Raw genomic sequence first — 17,630 nt, 5'->3', positions numbered from 1 at the left:
TCCGCTAACAATTTCACACAACATACGAGTCGGACGCATAAAGTGTAAAGCCTGGGGTGCCTAATGAGTGAGCTGACTCACATTAATTGCGTTGCGCTCACTGCCCGCTTTCCAGTCGGGAAACTTGTCGTGCCAGCTGCATTAATGAATCGGCCAACTCGCGGGGAGAGGCGGTTTGCGTCTTGGGCGCCAGGGTGGTTTTTCTTTTCACCAGAGAGACGGGCAAAAGCTGATTGCCCTTCACCGCCTGGCCCTGAGAGAGTTGCAGCAAGCGGTCCACGCTGGTTTGCCCCAGCAGGCGAAAATCCTGTTTGATGGTGGTTAACGGCGGGATATAACACGAGCTGTCTTCGGTATCGTCGTATCCCACTACCGAGATATCCGCACCAACGCGCAACCCGGACTCGGTAATGGCGCGCATTGCGCCCAGCGCCATCTGATCGTTGGCAACCAGCATCGCAGTGGGAACGATGCCCTCATTTAGCATTTGCATGGTTTGTTGAAAACCGGACATGGCACTCCAGTCGCCTTCCCGTTCCGCTATCGGCTGAATTTGATTGCGAGTGAGATATTTATGCCAGCCCGCCAGACGCAGACGCGCCGAGACAGAACTTAATGGGCCCGCTAACAGCGCGATTTGCTGGTGACCCAATGCGACCAGATGCTCCACGCCCAGTCGCGTACCGTCTTCATGGGAGAAAATAATACTGTTGATGGGAGTCTGGTCAGAGACATCAAGAAATAACGCCGGAACATTAGCGCAGGCAGCTTCCACAGCAATGGCATCCTGGTCATCCAGCGGATAGTTAATGATCAGCCCACTGACGCGTTGCGCGAGAAGATTGTGCACCGCCGCTTTACAGGCTTCGACGCCGCTTCGTTCTACCATCGACACCACCACGCTGGCACCCAGTTGATCGGCGCGAGATTTAATCGCCGCGACAATTTGCGACGGCGCGTGCAGGGCCAGACTGGAGGTAGCAACGCCAATCAGCAACGACTGTTTGCCCGCCAGTTGTTGTGCCACGCGGTTGGGAATGTAGTTCAGCTGCGCCATCGCCGCTTCCACCTTTTCCCGCGTTTTCGCAGAGACGTGGCTGGCCTGGTTCATCACGCGGGAAACGGTCTGATAAGAGACACCGGCATACTCTGCGACATCGTATAGCGTTACTGGTTTCACATTTACCACCCTGAATTGACTCTCTTCGGGTGCTATCATGCCATACCACGAAATGTTTTGCGCCATTCGGAGGGGGCACGCCGAAGTGAGATTCAAAATGCCGACGTCAGTTCACAGGTGGGTAATGATACCAACGTGTTGATTTCGTATTTTCACTGACACCAGGATCATCCTGATGTTACAAGGATTGAATGACTACAGATTAAAATAGTCATCAACAGGTTGACAGCATTACCCAGAATATCGCAGCCTGGCTTAAGTCATCCATTTAATTATTAATCAAGGGATTATCAATGAAAAATATCATGACGTTATTCCTCTCTATAATCCTGCCTTTTTCAGTCTGTGCTCAAACCGTGACGGCAACAGGCGATACACTGGAGCAGACGGAAGAAAAAATTCGCCAGCAGGCTGACAAGCAGGGTGACAGGTATTATAATATTACCGAAGCCCGCATGGGAAATAAAGTACATATCACAGCAGAAATCCTGCCGAAATAAATAGTTCGGGGTAATACTGCCCCCTGATTTTACAGGTATGGATATTGACGCGGTCAAAGATATTAATATCAATATTACATGCTGAAGGTTTTTATTTTTGATTCATTAATAACTTTATAAACTATCATGGGTGGGGAACTGCGAGTTACCCGTACATGTCGGGTAAAACTCACCCATCATCATGTACAGCAACTCCAGACTCCCCACTGGCAGCAGTACTTGCGGATATCTTGTCAAGAAAAATGCGAATGACTCACACACCCGGAATAAAGAAACGATATTTTTTGCATGTCAAAACAATTATCAGATTAAAAATAAATCCAACAAGTAAAAAAGAGACAATCAATCCTTTCAGAAACGGAAAGTCAATAAATGAAACAGTAAGACTTGCTGGCGCATCAAGCATTAAAGCTATTCGAACATGTAAATTTACTGATTGATAATTTAAAGAAGCCACAGCCCTGCATGAGCTGTGGCTGTACATCCTGAAAATTCAGTAGCGATACAATCTATTCTTTTTCCTTACGAAAATAAACTTGTTTAATATAACGCCCCCGACCATCTCCATGGCCCAGGTCCATTGAAACTAATGCCTCGGATTCATCGCGACTCATTCCATTTTTAATATGGTGATTTACAGCATCGCGGGAGTAAGCGTAACGTAAACTGTGCGGCGCATTTTTACCATTCATTCCGGCCTCTCTTACAATATTACGGTAGCGATCAATAGCGGTATGCAGAGAGGGTTTATCAATCAGTTTTCCGTTATGTTCACTGACATAACTAATTGCCTTGTCAAGAATTGATAAAACTTTTTCGCGATTAAAAACTGTCGTTTCCCTTGGACGTCCGCCTTTAGTCCCGAAAACAACACGGACACGCTCATGATTATTAATCAGTGCCTGCCTCCATGTCTTTAAAGACTTTGCAGACTGAACGGTTTCTTCTGTTCTCAATCCAAGATATCGGGAAAGTTGCACAGCAAGAGCAACGCCCTCGTCTTTTCTTTGGGCAAAACTGACCACAGCATTAAGTTTTTCGTCTGTAATGGGAAGTTTAGTTCCATCCCGGTTAGCACCAGAAATCCCGAGCGCCTGATTACTCAGGTTAATGTGACTGGGATCGGCCAGTTTATTTCTTCCTGCTGATAATAAAACAGAACGGATAGCAGACATCTCATTCTGTAACGTCCTGAGAGATAAACTATCTGCCTTCCTGCTCTCAATATACTTTTCAATATGGGAAGTTTTGATATGTTTTACGTCCCTGATCTGAATATTCAGTTCAGACAGTCGTTCAGAAAAACGTTCTGCGATTCTTGAACGGTCAGCCACCGTTTTATAACTTCCCCGCCCCTGACGGGCAAGCGTGACGAGTTGTTTGCACAGCTGTTTACTGAATCTGGACATTTCACTCTCTCCAAAGGCATACACGTCCCTCTGCTTGTAAAGAAGCAGACGGATCTGTAGACCAGCAATTCATTCCCCGACGACACGGTTGCTGTTGCGCTTCCTGCGTCTCGACTGGTATCTGTGCATCGGGGCGGCGAATTGTTGAGTTCTTGCGAGGCACCCCAGATCTCTGATCTGTTTGCTGCTTATGCAGAGCTGACTTACGTCAAGCTGCCTCCAACACTACTGCTCGTAGTGTCGCCATCGATACCGAGTCGATTTCCTCCTTACTGATAGTTGAACGTTCAGACGGCCTCCCGTCGTGCTTACGTTGATGTGAAAGTGATTTTAAAACCGCACTGACACGGGCTACATGTTGGTCAGATGGTAGTAAAACGTTGAAAACCACGTCTTACGTGGGTTGAGACGTTATGCGCTGCGCGCGTCACTTGGTAGTGTCTTCGCCACTTCACAAGTGACGCCGCGCAGCTTCGTGCTCCTAATGCAACTCCGTAAGCGGCCAAATGTACCAAATGGCCTTATCCGTCGATGCAAAAGTCGTACGAAACTCAGGGCGTATCACTGCAAATGAGAAGACGTTGAACTGATGCCGTTCACAGAACGGAAGTGAATTGAAACTGGCAGATTTGCTACACAGTAAACCTTCATCGCCGCGTCATAGTGCGCCTTCATAGACGATATCTGCTTTCAAAGGTGAGCAGATTTGCCACATTTTTCATGTACTCCCTTTCAGGCTTAGAGAGTTTTATTGTGCAGTCACCCGAAGGCGCTCCTCACAGACTGCCGGAACATTGGTGGTCGCAGCTTAAGTGCGACTGTAGCCACCCAAAGGCGCTCATCACAGGCTACAAGAGCATTGGTGGTCGCCAGTGCGACAGTACAACAGTTTGATAGTACCAACAGGGAAATACGACGTCAAATGGATGTAGACATCGTTTTTTGGGTGAGTAATATGTAGTTTTCTCCGATGAAAGTGGTTGATATGGATATTTTAAAACAACGCCTTATGATTCTGATTTTCGGATTATCTAACTTTTTATTCTTTTATTTATTATTAACCTCTATTGATCTAAATATATTCTTAATGACTAAATAGATGCGCGGAATAGTAGATCACTGAAAGGGAACTCAGCCCGGATTGTGCGATCTGATCAATCGCCAAACCAACCAAAACCACCAACCGGACTGAGCGATGCCGATCATAGCACCAATACCCCGTGGCGAACGACGCCTGATGCAGAAAGCTATTCATAAAACGCGCGATAAAAATCATGCCCGCAGACTCACGGCCATGCTGATGCTTCATCGGGGTGAACGGGTCAGCGATGTTGCCAGAACTCTCTGTTGTGCCCGTTCATCCGTTGGTCGCTGGATTAACTGGTTTACGCACTCAGGTATTGAAGGCCTGAAATCCTTACCCGCAGGGCGCTCCCGACGCTGGCCTTTTGAACATATCTGCACCCTGTTACGTGAGCTGATAAAGCATTCTCCCGGCGATTTTGGTTATCAACGTTCACGCTGGAGCACCGAATTACTGGCATTAAAAATCAATGAGATAACCGGTTGCCAGTTACATGCAGGAACCGTTCGCCGCTGGTTGCCATCTGCGGGGCTTGTATGGCGCAGGGCCGCGCCAACTCTGCGTATCCGTGACCCACATAAAGATGAAAAGATGGCGGTAATCCACAAAGCGCTGGATGAATGCAGCGCAGAGCATCCGGTATTTTATGAAGATGAAGTGGATATCCACCTTAATCCTAAAATCGGTGCGGACTGGCAGTTGCGCGGACAGCAGAAACGGGTAGTGACGCCGGGGCAGAACGAAAAATACTATCTGGCCGGCGCACTGCACAGTGGCACGGGTAAAGTCAGGTAGTTATCATTAACACATAATGATAACTACCTTTTCCCGATAAAATATCACTCACCTATAGCCACGGAATGAATTTCCTTCATCAACTTCTGTACGCCAGATCCCGATAGCCTTTCTGCAGATGCCGATGAATATGTTATATAGAGTTTACTTCCACTCCCGTTTTTTTCAATTTCTACATCTAAATGATCGTTATCATTCCAGTCAGAGCCCATTTTATAATAGCTACCAGGTATTGCCTCCCAAACTGGATGTGCATCATCTTCAGCGGCCGCTTTCCATGCCCCGTCATTAGAGCTATTCCGTAAACTATCCAGCTCCTGACTTGACATAAACTTGTAATGTCTTTTTATTCTGGCAGCAGCAGTATCTACATCAACAGCTACAGTATAATTTTTAGACTTGGATTCTTTTTTTAATGACTGAGGTAAATGCATTGGTGTCGTAACATCAGTTGATGGGTTAGAGTTTCCCCTCAAAGAGTTCATTATACCTGAAGCACCATGACTGATTTTATTATTTGTATCTGCTATTTCCTGCATGCTACAGGCTGTGACAAGAGCAGGAATTATTAAAATGGCGGTAAGACTCCTCACGATCCATATCCTCCAAACATATTTACTAAAAAAGCGGTCAATGAAAAGTACGCTTGACTTATTCACCATGTAACAGACTGTAAACCCTGCCGTATAGAGTTTGTAATGTCAATGGTGCGGTTTTGAGCAAATATAAAAAAGATTACCTTACTCTGACAATATCATCCAATCTGTTTGTAAAAGCGGGCGAAAGTCTTTCTATTCGCATCTTTCAGCCTGTGGCATCACTTTTAATGCCCTGCCCTGCAAACCAGACTGAACCCTTACCAGAGCTGTTAATGCTGTCTATGAGTGTCATTAATTCATCGCTATTACGATGAGGCTGAAGGTCATCGAACAGGGTAAGTTGTAATACTGCCGCGCTGCGAAAATCGGTGAGAATTACACCTGCGCGTTGATAACGATGCCCCGGGATGAATATTGTTTCAAGAGCTCTTACAGCCGCCTTGATGATATCCCGGGAATCACGGGCCGGAACAGCAAGCTCCGTTACAGCCTGATTTTAAAGAACGACTCATTCTCTGCAAAGGGACTGGTACTGATGAACACCGCTACTCGTTTACAAAACTGGCGCTCTGCGCGTAACTTTTCCGCTGCACGTTCGGCATGAGCGCAGACGGCCTGATGGATGCTGAATTCATCTGTAGGTTTTTCTCCAAAGGAGCGGGAGCATATGATTTGCTCCTTTGGAGCTGTAAACTCTTCAAGGCCCAGGCAGGGCATGCCGTTGAGTTCTCTTACTGTTCGTTCAACAACCACTGAAAATTGCTTACGAATAAATGAAGGAGACAGCTCAGACAGCTGGAGTGCATTGTTAATCCCCATCAACTGCAATTTTTTACCGAGCCGACGGCCAATACCCCAGACCTCTTCGACTGGCACCAAGGCCATTAACTTTCGCTGTCGCCCTATATTGCTCAGGTCAACTACTCCTCGCGTAGCTGGCCAGCGTTTACTTGCATATTGGGCCAGTTTTGCTGTGTAACACTGCTGTTCTACACTCAATCAAAAATCCAGTTACATCAGTACATCTGCCATATGCTGCCAGCATTAGAGGAGAGGTATATATGTTTCGGTTACGTCGCGGTAGCGGTGATTTTCTCTTTCATGTGACAGATTCTCAAGGGTTGCCACATTTATCGTTGACGGTTTATGCATGTCGAGCCGACAGGTACCATTCACCAGCCACAGTTAAGGCTTATCTCAGGCATCTTCTGGCATTTTTTTCCTGGGCTGGACAGGATGAAACAGTGAAGCGACAGCATTGGGATTTGCTGGGCAACAGTAGTCAGGTCCGTGCTGTACTCGAACATTTCCTGACAACCCAGCTGCACTGTACTCTGTTTTTCGCCCGCGATCTGTCAGGAGGAGATATTCGCAAGGTGCAGGTTACTTGGGGAAAAGCCCACCGGATAAATCATCTGTTAGCTGCGCTGCGATCTTTTTATCAGTTACTCATCTCGATGCAGCTGTATCCCCATCCTCACCCTCTTGATTTACCCCAAGCCAAAAATATGATTGCCGAAATCCGGCAGCAGCATTTTGATGACTTTGTGAGAATAAATCAGCGACCGCCGATGCCATCAGACAGTGGCATTGACCATTGGCGTCCTCTCAGGCTGACTTCTTCGTATTACAGAATTAAAGATAATCAATGGATTCCTGAGTATTTGGACGATCCGGAACTTATGGGGCATGTACTGGCCTCAGGCGAACAGGGCGGCTGGAACCTACAGGATATAGCACTCGTGAGAATACTTTTCGATACGGGCTGCAGAATACACGAGGCCTGTGCGCTGACTATGCATGACTGGAAGGTCAGCGGTTTTCGCAACATGTTCATGTCGCTAAGTAAAGGCAGTCGTGGGAAGCGGGTCAAGAATATTATCATCACGGATAAAACGCTGAAGGTGCTGCTGCGCTATATCAGAAATGACAGGCCTGAGCTGCTGCCATATATCAACGGGCGCACCACTTTGCCTCCCGAAAATGTTCACCGGCTTCCTCTCTTCTGTACAAAAAGAGGTCATCCACTGACACCGGACAACTTTAGACGTTACCGGTGGACGCCTGTGCTGGCCGCTGCCGGGCTTAAGATACGCACGCACCAGGTTCGACACTGGTTTGTCACGATGGCGCTGAACGAGATCCACCGTAGCGCCGTTTCAGAGGCTGATCTTCTGCAGAAACGCAGCGCCCTACAGGTATTAATGGGATGGAGATCCGATATGTTGCCAGCTTATGATCAAGCCCGACAGCGTCATGATTTGCCTTTGCTGGCAAGTGCAATACACACCTACATCGAAGACAAGCAGTTGGAGGCTCAAGCTGCTTGTGATGTGCCCGATGACAAGGAAAGTCAGGGCTCGCTGATGCTGAAAGAAATGTTGGAGGGGAAACTATGAGCATTGATACTCAACCTGTTGCACGGCGCCGTCATACATTATTTTGTGAACTTACTCAGCGTGAAGAACGGGGAAATTGGTTCAGGATTGAAGACTTACCGGGCACCCGTACCGGACGGCCTGCACTGAAAAGAGCGTTGATGCCTTACATTGAGAATGTTATGGCTCAGCTGCTCGGTACTACGCCCATGTGCGATAAGACGTTTCTAAGATGGGAGCAGCAATATCTGACATTTGATTTTTTCATCCGATGCAGCAGATATGCACTGGAGATTAAATATCGATACATTATTTATTGCATTGAGGATGGGCTCAGAAACAACAATGAAGAGTATATATTAAAAATAAGACAGCAGTGTTGTGCTGCAGATAAAGATATTTTCAGCATTGTTGAGAAAATTAAGTTCAAGGAGCCTATAGCCAAACCCGTTGCACTCTCTGGCTCTATTTCACGCCTGCCTCTGGATGAGCGTGAAAAGGTTATTTATAAATTATACGACTTTTATAAAGCGCAGGCTGAACCCTTTAAAACTTCAGAAATATCAGATCAATTCGGCATAGATTTACATATCATATCTAGGTATGGACGTTGTTACATTAGCAAACTGGCTGATCTGCTTATTGACGAAGATGTTTCTGATGATTTGGCCTACTTTGAATGGAACAGAACGGTAACGACCTTCAAGTACTCACTGCAAAATACAGCAAGAGCAAAAGAGATTGGCGAGAAAAAAGTGGCCCTTGCCATTGATTATTTAAGTCGAAATCAACGTGAAGTGACATATTCAGAAATAACCACCATTGTCTGCCTTGACCATCGGCTAGTTAAAAGAGCGGTGGCTCAATGGGAAAAGCGCACTGATAAAAAATTGGTGAAAAAAGATGCCTGGAAAACAATCTCTCTGGATGAGTTGATCGCCACACTCGACCCGGTTCTTCATACAATACCGTTGACGTTTCTGGATTCGCCTGCAACAGGTAAACCAATGACCAATGCACAGATACGTATGATTTACGAGATTAAGCAACCGAGGCTGAGAAACACGGCATTTTTTATCATGGCGACTTGTTACAGTAACAGAAGAAATGACATTACTTTTTTTTATTACATGCCCCGTTTTCTTAACGCAACTGGCCTGGATGACATAGACCAGTTTGACTGTGAGACCTTTTTCAAGGCGTATCATCAAGGTGACCTTATCCCGGAAGACAACATAGGGCAGCGGGCTAGAATAATTCAGACGTATTTTCGGTTACTCGTTAAACAAGCAGATTACTTCAGCAAACTTAACGCAGACCAGCGAGAAAAATTTACCCCCTTTGCACTGCCGCGCGTGTCAGACGATTTATTCTGGAAAAAATCCACCCTACACAGGGCTGTCTCACAGGAACAAAAAAACAAAAGAAAGTCTAAAACAGCTGTCCTGCACCAGAAGTTTTATTTTCTTCGCGATTTTGTGGAAAGAAGAAAGTTGCAGATCAACAGGCTACATCAGGAGATACAAAAGGCGTTTAAGCAATTTGAAAAGTCGGGGAAAAAGACGCCGCTGGTTTTTGAGTATACAGAATCTGTTGTCATGGAAAACAGAGGCGAACAGGCATATACGCACAGGTTTAAAGTCTGGGACGCAAAACTATTGAGGCAGGCACATGAGCATGTCGCTGAAACCGGAATCTATCGATTTCATGATGCTAATCCGCATCATACTATTCACGACTCGGATATAAAATTCACTACTTATGAGGGAAGCTACGATAAGCATCACCAGCCCGTTGAAGGGTTGTGGTTCACTGAACTGATCATGCTTGCCGCGTTCACGGGCACTCCTTCGACTGAAATCACTGACCGATACGGGGTATCTAAGACGTCTTTTCAAGGTCCCATCACCACTCCCTACGGATTTACAGCCAGCCGGTGGCAATACCTGTTGAGTAAAGATTTGGGACTGATATTTATTCCTGTTGAAATTTTGATGGTCGATGCTCTGTTGGCGCATTCTGTTGTACAGATCATGTCAAAGACAGGGGCCAGAGCACATGAGTTTTTGCAGATAAGGTTAGTCCCAGAGCATCTTTATCGGATCAGTCTGGCAGAAAATAAAGAGTGCATTTTATTTAACGCGGTTCCCAAAGGGAGATTAAAAGAGGAGCCTTTTTATATTGATAATAAGTGCATGGAAAGTCTTTATGAATGGTGGGGTTACCAAAGAAGCAGAGCGCAGACTTTCCCCGTAATTAAAGCAGCAGCATGCCTGGGGCCAAAATTAAAGCCTGCAAGCTACCTCTGGCAAAACGATGAAAAACATTTCACACAGAAAGACAACAACGGCGCACTTTCCGTTATGCTCCATGGGCTTTCCCTGAAAACACCTGCCGGTGAGCCTGTAAAAGTCACCAGCCATCTGCTCAGGCATAGTTTTGCAACAGAGATGCGTACGCTGAATACGCCACTTGATGTGCTGGCTCTGTTGATGAAGCAAAAAGATGTCAACGTTACGGAATATTATGCCAGGCATACGCCCTCCCAACTGGTCGAGCTGCAGCAGCAAATTTTCACTCAGCGGCATGACTTCTCCAGGCAACATATCCGCACGAAAGCCGATGTTGTTCAGCAACTGACAGAGGCTATCGGTAAGGTGGGAGCGCTGATACCCGTTACGGGTGGATGTTGCACGATTGCGAATGCGTGTCCGGCCAAGTTTGCCTGTATTGGCTGTGCGGGGAATGCCCCCGATCCCGCCAGACGCAGTGACGTCCTGGTGTACAGAGATGCTTGGGTAAAGATGGCTGAGCTTGCCGGGCAGCAGAATTTGCCAGCAGAAAAGAGAAAAGCTCGCGAAATTATTGGCAGCTGTGACGACATGCTGGAAGAAATGGATTTGATTGAGCAGGTCGATACCATCAGGCGTAACCTGCAGTCCTCATCCTGACGCACAAGAGGTTAGCGGTATGACAAATAAAAATATGAGCGGTATTTATACCTGGCAACTCAACCGCGTTGAAAACAGTGTGTCCTTGGTTAAACGTGCGATTGATGTGCTCCTGTCAGGGAGGCTAAGAATCAGTCTGACGACGATTGTTCTGGCTTCAAAAAGCGTAGACCCTGCGGGAAAAGGCGTATCTGCTTCCACCATCTTGCGGAACAGGCAATGCCACGAGCTGTACAAAAAGCACGCAACACTAAGCGGCAGTAGCCAGAAAAAAAGTACCATTTCGGTCGCTGAGCTTAATGATCCAACAGAGTCAGAATTACGGAGAGCTTATCTTCTTGCGAGTAAGAGCAAAATAGCCCTGATAGCGAAGGTTATTTTGCTTGAACGTGAGCTTGAAAACTGTGAAATACAGAATGGTAACCTGCGAGAGAAAATACTGTCACTGCAGCTACCGCACCTGTAAGGCCAGCATTCATTTTCATTTAGCGATAGGCAGATCTGAATAGCGTGTAGTGTAAGCAGGTGACAGCATCTCACGTTTCATTGCCCAGGGCTTTTGGATGCCCTGCCCCGCAAACCAGACCTTTCCTTTTCCTGACGCGTTAATGCCGTCGATTGCCGTCATGAGTGCCTTGCTATTAGCTTTCGGGGCGAAACTGTCAAACAAATTAAGCTGTGCTGTGCCGCGACTAAAAAAGTCTGCCAGCATAATGCCCGCTTTCATGTAACGGTAACCATCGACCCATATTCGATCCAGTGATTCTGTCGCGGCACGAATGATGTCACGCGTATCATCAGAAGGTGTCAGTAATTTCACCGATGATTGGTTTCCATAATAAATTTCATTATCTGCGTGCGGGCTGGTGCGTAGAAAAACGCTAACAAAAGCACAAAACTGGTGCTCGCTACGCAATTTTGCTGCAGCGCGCTCCGCATAGGTGCAGACAGCCTGACGCATATCGGCATACTCGGTAATACGATACCCAAAAGATCGGCTGCACATAATCTGTTGCTTATCGGACGCGAACTCCTCAAGCGCCAGACACGGTTCACCACGCAGCTCACGCAACGTTCTTTCCAGAACAACGTTGAAATGCTTTTTGATTACCCACGGTGAGCTATTGGCTAAGTCCAGTGCTGTACTGATCCCCATAGCGTTCAGTTTTTTGCTGATGCGCCTTCCTACCCCCCACACCTCCTCTACAGGCACGCGCTCTAACAGCTTTCGCTGACGTGATATGTCAGATAAATCAACTACACCTCCCGTACCAGGCCATCTCTTTGCTGCGTAATTTGCTAATTTCGCTAACGTTTTGGTTTGCGAAGCGCCAATCCCGATCGTGAGCCCGGTATTTTTAAACACCTGGTTTCGCACAGTTTTGCCAAAATCTGTCAGAGACATGCAGCTAGCTACACCAGATAAGTCGATAAAGGCTTCATCGATTGAATAGATCTCGATGGCAGGCGACATCTCCGTCAGCGTCTGCATAACTCGCGCGCTGAGATCGGCATAAAGGGCATAGTTTGAACTGAATACGTGCACTGCGGAGGGGAATGTTTTATTTTTCAATTTAAAAAAAGGTTCTCCCATCATAATGCCGAGCGCTTTTGCCTCTGCTGAACGCGAAATTACGCAACCGTCGTTGTTAGAGACCACCACCACGGGTTTTCCCTTTAAATCCGGGCGGAACACCGTTTCACAAGACGTATAAAAGTTGTTGACGTCAGCCAGAGCAAACATCGTCATTGATGTGACTTCACTGAAAATGTAACTACGCCAAATATTTCCAGATCTTCTGGATGATGAAACGTAATGGGTGAGTAATTGCTATTGTAAGGAACAAGTTGCAGGACGGGATGCGTGCGCAACTCCTTGACGGTAAATTCTCCGGCGATAGCCGCAATTACAATATCGCCGTGACTTGCCGAAAGCGAACGATCAACCACCAGAAGGTCACCATCTCCAATTCCAGCATCCGTCATGGAGTCACCGCTTACTTTAATGAAATATGTGGCGTTAGGGTGGGCTATCAAAAGCGTATTGAGATTTAACCTATCTTCGACGTAGTCTTGTGCGGGACTAGGAAAACCACAAGGTACTCGCTCCGCAAAGAGAGGCAGATGGATAGAAGGGACAATCTCTATGGGATAAAAAAACTTCATAATGAGAGACTCAGCGAAACTGTATTTATATACAGTATCACTGCATTTTTCGCACATTCAACCTTCTTCTAAGCAGTTTTCTGGAACCATTTGAAGTTGCGAGTAATTTAGGCTTACTGTATGGGCTATAACCTGAGTAAGTTTGCATTTGTGCTGCTTTTTAGATAATTTAGATAACTTATCTAAATACCGAACCCGTATAGGCGAAAATGACCGAAATTGAGATTTATGAGCGTATCAGACAAGTATTGGTCGATGCGCCTCGCAATCAATACACCGCAGAGTTACACCTGCAAATGATTAAATATGCTGATGAATTGAAGAACATCACATCTAAAGAGTTCTGTGAAGGGGTTGGGCTACGGAGCAGCTTCGGCACGGAGTTCAGCAAAATGCGCAACTTAACCCAGCGCTTAAAAGCAGCAGGGCTCAATACAGCAAAGATCTAACAGATTAGATACAAACTAACTGTATTGGGATAGCTCTCGGACACTAAAAGGAAGAAAATGGCCGTTAACAAATTTTTTTATTATGCCTCCCTCTGCAGCCATAGCGATGGAAGTCGAGGTTGGACGTTTTCTATTAATTCAAAGGACGAAATATTATGAATATCCAAATAGATACTGTTCGTATCAGCGGATTTCGGGGTATATGTAATATTGAAGTGACCTTACCGAGAGTTACCGTTTTACTAGGGCAAAATAATGCCGGAAAAACATCGATTGTAAAAGCTCTACAACTAGCATTGGGGGACTACTCACGGTACTTAGCTGACGAAGATTTTCATATAGGCGAAGATGAAAAACGCCAAGAGACGATTACAGTAGACCTTCGATTTATAGCTGTTGATAGTGATGCGAGAGCAAGAGAGTTTTCAGAGAACTGGCAACAGGCATTTGGCGATAAAATTCAGTCAGAGCCTGATGGGAAGCAATTTGTAGCAATACGTACTACTGCAAAACCAGATCGAGTGAAAGGCGGTTATATTGTTGAGCGGTTCCATTTGGATGAGTGGCCAGAACTTAGTGGGTGGCAAGACGTTCGAGTTGGCAGCAAGAACAGATTGGGCAAACGATTGGAGTCTGTACCTTTCATTTCGATCGATGCACAAAGAGACATCCATAATGAACTAAAGGAAAAATCTTCTTTTGTTGGTCGTGTGCTATCCAGCGTTGAGTATGACGAAAAAGACGTGGCTGAACTAGAGCGGCTGGTAGCCGAAGTTAATAAAGAGGCCATAGAAAAAAGCGAGCCGCTTAAACGATTGAAGACTCATCTGGATAACATGAATCAATCGTTTGAGGGTTCAGGCCAAACAGAGCTTACCCCATTTCCAAAGAAGATTCGTGACCTGTCAAAGCGGTTTAGTGTGAATTTTGGTGAAACGGATAAAAGCTCATTTTCTATGGAATATCACGGCATGGGTACACGCAGTTGGGCATCCATGTTAACAGTAAAGGCCTTTACCGAACTGCTGGCCAAAAATCACGAAGAGGAAGCCGAGCCATTTTTCCCAGTTATGGCAGCTGAGGAACCAGAAGCACATCTACACCCGAACGCGCAAAGGACATTGTATAGACAACTCGTGGATGTGCCAGGACAAGTGATTATAAGCACTCACTCGCCGTATATTGCTGGCCTAGCCGAGTTGCACGAAATTAGATCTCTGAGCAAACGGAAAAATTCAGTCCAAGTATATCAGTTGAGAGATGAGTTTGAAGATGATGATCTGAGGAGATTGAAAAGAGAGGTAGTACACTCCCGTGGTGAGCTCTTATTTTCCAAAGCAATAGTCCTCTCTGAAGGAGAAACCGAAGAACAAGCCCTCCCCGAGCTATTTGGAGCGTATGCTGGAAAGCATCCCTTCTCACTTGGAATTAATTTTGTTGGTGTCAATGGCTCAGGGGCAAAATATCGTCCATTCCTCATTTTGGCGAAAGACCTTAACATTCCAGTCTTTATATTTAGTGATGGAGAGCCTAAAACGATTAAAGATCTCAAGAAAAATTATGAAAAAGTTTTCGGAGTTACTGATATCGAGAAAGCCAATAATATCACAATACTTGACGGGACTGATTTTGAGGGATATCTATTAAGTCAGGGCCTTCGCGATTTGATAGAAAAAACTATCAATGAAGTTGAAGGTGAGGATACCATAGACAAGTGGATTGAGAAAAAAGACGGCATGCTTTTAAAACGAGTCAAAACTGATAAGCCAAGTTGCCAAACCTGTCATCAGCATATTTTTGAGGATGTGCTACGAGATTACAAGGATGATGCTGGACGAATTCGCGCAATCCTTGAAATTCTTGATTCAAGCAAACCGCTTTATGCTAAGGCAATTACAGACAACCTGATTAAATTGTCAGCAGATAAGTTTCCTGAGAAGATCATTGAATTATTCAAAAAAATTGAATCTGGAGTCTGATATGAATCTATCAAATGCTCAGCGTCAGATTATTGAAGCTCCAATAAACTCTGCTGTTCAAGTGCTTGCATCAGCTGGCTCTGGTAAAACACGTGTGTTAACAGAGCGTGTTCGGTATATTTTGGATAAAACTAAAAAAGAAGGTATCATCGCTCTTACCTTCACAAATAAAGCAGCGGAGGAAATGAGTGCACGTTTAGCTGATTTCGAGCAAGTAGAAGATAGGGTTTGGATCGCTACGATACATTCTGTCGCACAGCGTATTTTGGAGAAATATGGACACACCGTTGGTTTACCCACGGAGTTACACATATATGATAGAGATAAAGACCGAATGGAAGTCTTCATACAGTCTTTACGTGAAGATGGCATTAATATAGATGAGTATCTAAATATCACTGATTCAAGAGAATTGAAAAGCAGAGAAAAAAATCTGCAATCCTTTATGGATATTTTCTCGAAAATAAAACGAGAGTTGTTGACTGACCTTGAAGTTGCCGAATTATATCCAAATAATAATATTTGGAAAATATACCAAGACTATCAATCTGCACTGCTTAATAGTGGCGGCATCGACTACGATGATATTTTGGTATATGCACATAAAATTCTACTAACACATGATTGGGTCGCAAAAATATACCGGTCCCAGTATAAACATATTTGTGTTGATGAAGCTCAAGATCTTAATAAAGCGCAGTATGAGTTTATCAGGGTACTTTGCGGTGATGCTATAAAAAGCATTATAATGGTAGGAGATCCTAATCAGATGATTTATGGGTTTAACGGGTCCTCGAAAGACTATCTCTGCACCAACTTTGTAGATGACTTCACCCCACAATGCTTTGAACTTAAAGAAAACTATCGTAGCACTAAAGCCGTTATACGTGCAGCAAACAAGTTGCGGCCAGGCTCACAAGCAGAAATTGATTATGCCTTAGAAGGCGGTGTATGGATTTCAGAATTTGATACGGAAGAGGATGAGGCTGCGGCGATTGTTGCTACTGTTAAAAAACTTTTGGATTTGAGAGTTAACGATGAAATAGAAGGTGAGATTTCACTGAAAAATATGGTAGTGATTGGCCGCAATCGTTTTGTTTTTAGTAAGCTTGAAAGTTCTCTTAAAGACAATTCAATACCTTACTCTTTGAGAAAAGGTGAAAGACAGCTTGAGCCTTCAACTAGATTCGGCAAGATATTAGATTATGCCATTCGGGTGAAACTTAACTCTAAAGATTGGGTGGATGGGAAGAAGTTATGCCAAATATTGAATATTGCTGAGCCAAAAAATTGGACGACCTGTGTATTGCAGGAAATAGCTGCTCAAGTTTCATCATCAGTTGACGAGTACTCTGATGTATTCGCAAAACTTCTTTTCGCTGTCGATGGATTGGATATAGAAAATCCAAAAATCCCTAAGCTTGTAAAGGACTTTAACTGCCTTCTCACTTCATTGGTTGAAAGACATAGCAGTATTTCTGACGGTAAAATAGAAGATGTTAAGCTCAGCATTGAAGAACTTGATGAATTTAATCGCACATGGACACGCTTTAAACGGAAAGGAATTGGGGATTCCCTGGTTGCATTTCGCAATGCGTTAGCTCTGGGACAGCTTTCGCAAGATACCCTTGAAAACGGCTTAACATTAAGTACCGTACACACAATGAAGGGTCTTGAGAAGGATATCGTGTTTTTAATTGGTATGTGTGAAGGCGTTTTCCCAGACTACAGAGCCAATACAGTAAAAGAACTTGATGAGGAAAGAAATAACGCATTTGTCGCAGTAACAAGAGCCAAGCGATGGCTTTATATATCTTATCCTAAGCAACGAATGATGCCATGGGGCGACAAAAAATTTCAGCGAAAATCTCGGTTTGTAATGGAGATGGAATCATGAGCAGCATAGTTCTGCAAAATGGTGACGTGAAACTACCTCAACCTATTTATCGTTACCCAGATTAATGGCAAAGTTATATTAATCAGTTAAACAAACTGCATATACTGCTGGTATATGCAGTTTCATTCATCATTTTAAGGAGTTTAAATTATTGATACTTATATTGCCACCCTAAAATGTGACTCAATTATTAGTATAATTCACTGTCCAACATTGGTGTGTATAAATTCTAACTCACAAGAA

At 44.9% G+C, this 17,630-nt stretch carries 14 protein-coding genes and 1 pseudogene; 8 read left to right on the top strand and 7 right to left on the bottom strand.

What is annotated here, in order from left to right; genetic code table 11:
* Positions 1–97 precede the first annotated feature (97 nt).
* The gene (gene lacI / locus HV314_RS04650; protein ID WP_181547453.1) at positions 98–1,180 is read right to left on the bottom strand and encodes a DNA-binding transcriptional repressor LacI; all 1,083 of its coding nucleotides are present in this window, start codon (positions 1,178–1,180) and stop codon (positions 98–100) included.
* A 293-nt stretch (positions 1,181–1,473) separates the two neighbouring features.
* Between lacI and HV314_RS04645 the strand changes: the two genes are divergently transcribed.
* Complete coding sequence (locus tag HV314_RS04645; RefSeq protein WP_016809494.1) at positions 1,474–1,680, top strand: DUF1471 domain-containing protein; 207 nt, start codon at positions 1,474–1,476, stop codon at positions 1,678–1,680.
* Between the two features lie 509 nt (positions 1,681–2,189).
* On the opposite strand, the gene HV314_RS04640 is transcribed toward HV314_RS04645, so the two are convergent.
* A complete protein-coding gene (locus HV314_RS04640) occupies positions 2,190–3,089 on the bottom strand; it encodes an integrase domain-containing protein (RefSeq protein ID WP_026056053.1) in 900 nt (299 codons plus the stop codon).
* A gap of 1,195 nt (positions 3,090–4,284) precedes the next feature.
* Here HV314_RS04640 and HV314_RS04635 point away from each other — a divergent pair.
* A pseudogene (locus tag HV314_RS04635) lies at positions 4,285–4,962 on the top strand (IS630-like element ISEc33 family transposase); the annotation flags it as partial.
* Positions 4,963–5,012: 50 nt separating this feature from the next.
* Here the strand turns inward: HV314_RS04635 and HV314_RS04630 are convergent.
* The 3 genes from HV314_RS04630 to HV314_RS27285 all read right to left on the bottom strand — a co-directional run bounded on the left by HV314_RS04630 (position 5,013) and on the right by HV314_RS27285 (position 6,566).
* Positions 5,013–5,561, bottom strand: coding sequence for a hypothetical protein (locus HV314_RS04630; protein ID WP_221891797.1), 549 nt, complete (start codon positions 5,559–5,561; stop codon positions 5,013–5,015).
* Between the two features lie 211 nt (positions 5,562–5,772).
* Positions 5,773–6,012 (bottom strand): DUF4113 domain-containing protein, encoded by a 240-nt coding sequence (locus HV314_RS27290; RefSeq protein WP_326928816.1) that lies wholly within the window; start codon positions 6,010–6,012, stop codon positions 5,773–5,775.
* A 38-nt stretch (positions 6,013–6,050) separates the two neighbouring features.
* The gene (locus HV314_RS27285) at positions 6,051–6,566 is read right to left on the bottom strand and encodes a DinB/UmuC family translesion DNA polymerase (RefSeq protein WP_326928838.1); all 516 of its coding nucleotides are present in this window, start codon (positions 6,564–6,566) and stop codon (positions 6,051–6,053) included.
* A 62-nt stretch (positions 6,567–6,628) separates the two neighbouring features.
* Here HV314_RS27285 and HV314_RS04620 point away from each other — a divergent pair, with 62 nt between their 5' ends.
* From HV314_RS04620 to HV314_RS04610, 3 genes are read left to right on the top strand one after another with little or no spacing between them, the layout of a single operon-like run.
* Positions 6,629–7,966 (top strand): tyrosine-type recombinase/integrase, encoded by a 1,338-nt coding sequence (locus HV314_RS04620; protein ID WP_061301087.1) that lies wholly within the window; start codon positions 6,629–6,631, stop codon positions 7,964–7,966.
* Positions 7,963–10,896 (top strand): site-specific integrase, encoded by a 2,934-nt coding sequence (locus tag HV314_RS04615; protein WP_181547451.1) that lies wholly within the window; start codon positions 7,963–7,965, stop codon positions 10,894–10,896. The genes HV314_RS04620 and HV314_RS04615 overlap by 4 nt, the downstream gene beginning before the upstream one ends.
* A 19-nt stretch (positions 10,897–10,915) precedes the next feature.
* Positions 10,916–11,362, top strand: coding sequence for a hypothetical protein (locus tag HV314_RS04610; protein WP_181547449.1), 447 nt, complete (start codon positions 10,916–10,918; stop codon positions 11,360–11,362).
* Between the two features lie 15 nt (positions 11,363–11,377).
* On the opposite strand, the gene umuC is transcribed toward HV314_RS04610, so the two are convergent.
* Positions 11,378–12,640: a translesion error-prone DNA polymerase V subunit UmuC gene (gene umuC, locus HV314_RS04605; protein ID WP_166716095.1), complete on the bottom strand. Its 1,263-nt coding sequence runs from the start codon at positions 12,638–12,640 to the stop codon at positions 11,378–11,380.
* Positions 12,641–12,642: 2 nt separating this feature from the next.
* The gene (gene umuD / locus HV314_RS04600) at positions 12,643–13,062 is read right to left on the bottom strand and encodes a translesion error-prone DNA polymerase V autoproteolytic subunit (RefSeq protein ID WP_061301088.1); all 420 of its coding nucleotides are present in this window, start codon (positions 13,060–13,062) and stop codon (positions 12,643–12,645) included.
* Positions 13,063–13,271: 209 nt separating this feature from the next.
* Between umuD and HV314_RS04595 the strand changes: the two genes are divergently transcribed.
* The 3 genes from HV314_RS04595 (at position 13,272) to HV314_RS04585 (ending at position 17,387) form a co-directional block, all read left to right on the top strand.
* A complete protein-coding gene (locus HV314_RS04595; RefSeq protein ID WP_061301084.1) occupies positions 13,272–13,511 on the top strand; it encodes an HTH-like domain-containing protein in 240 nt (79 codons plus the stop codon).
* A gap of 155 nt (positions 13,512–13,666) precedes the next feature.
* Positions 13,667–15,490 (top strand): ATP-dependent nuclease, encoded by a 1,824-nt coding sequence (locus HV314_RS04590; RefSeq protein WP_061301083.1) that lies wholly within the window; start codon positions 13,667–13,669, stop codon positions 15,488–15,490.
* Between the two features lies 1 nt (position 15,491).
* Positions 15,492–17,387: an ATP-dependent helicase gene (locus HV314_RS04585; RefSeq protein WP_061301082.1), complete on the top strand. Its 1,896-nt coding sequence runs from the start codon at positions 15,492–15,494 to the stop codon at positions 17,385–17,387.
* Positions 17,388–17,630 lie beyond the last annotated feature (243 nt).

Origin of the sequence: Citrobacter sp. RHBSTW-00887, assembly GCF_013728095.1 — a bacterium.
GTDB lineage: Bacteria > Pseudomonadota > Gammaproteobacteria > Enterobacterales > Enterobacteriaceae > Citrobacter > Citrobacter braakii.
The sequence above is the reverse complement of the archived record's forward strand: the minus strand, read 5'-3'. Positions and strand labels throughout refer to the sequence as shown.

Excerpts from the sequence above, each read along its gene's own strand:
- HV314_RS04645 (WP_016809494.1), top strand. The coding sequence starts at position 1,474 with ATGAAAAATATCATGACGTTATTCCTCTCTATAATCCTGCCTTTTTCA.
- HV314_RS04640 (WP_026056053.1), bottom strand. The coding sequence starts at position 3,089 with ATGTCCAGATTCAGTAAACAGCTGTGCAAACAACTCGTCACGCTTGCC.
- HV314_RS04620 (WP_061301087.1), top strand. The coding sequence starts at position 6,629 with ATGTTTCGGTTACGTCGCGGTAGCGGTGATTTTCTCTTTCATGTGACA.
- HV314_RS04615 (WP_181547451.1), top strand. The coding sequence starts at position 7,963 with ATGAGCATTGATACTCAACCTGTTGCACGGCGCCGTCATACATTATTT.
- HV314_RS04610 (WP_181547449.1), top strand. The coding sequence starts at position 10,916 with ATGACAAATAAAAATATGAGCGGTATTTATACCTGGCAACTCAACCGC.
- umuC (WP_166716095.1), bottom strand. The coding sequence starts at position 12,640 with ATGTTTGCTCTGGCTGACGTCAACAACTTTTATACGTCTTGTGAAACG.
- umuD (WP_061301088.1), bottom strand. The coding sequence starts at position 13,062 with ATGAAGTTTTTTTATCCCATAGAGATTGTCCCTTCTATCCATCTGCCT.
- HV314_RS04595 (WP_061301084.1), top strand. The coding sequence starts at position 13,272 with ATGACCGAAATTGAGATTTATGAGCGTATCAGACAAGTATTGGTCGAT.
- HV314_RS04590 (WP_061301083.1), top strand. The coding sequence starts at position 13,667 with ATGAATATCCAAATAGATACTGTTCGTATCAGCGGATTTCGGGGTATA.
- HV314_RS04585 (WP_061301082.1), top strand. The coding sequence starts at position 15,492 with ATGAATCTATCAAATGCTCAGCGTCAGATTATTGAAGCTCCAATAAAC.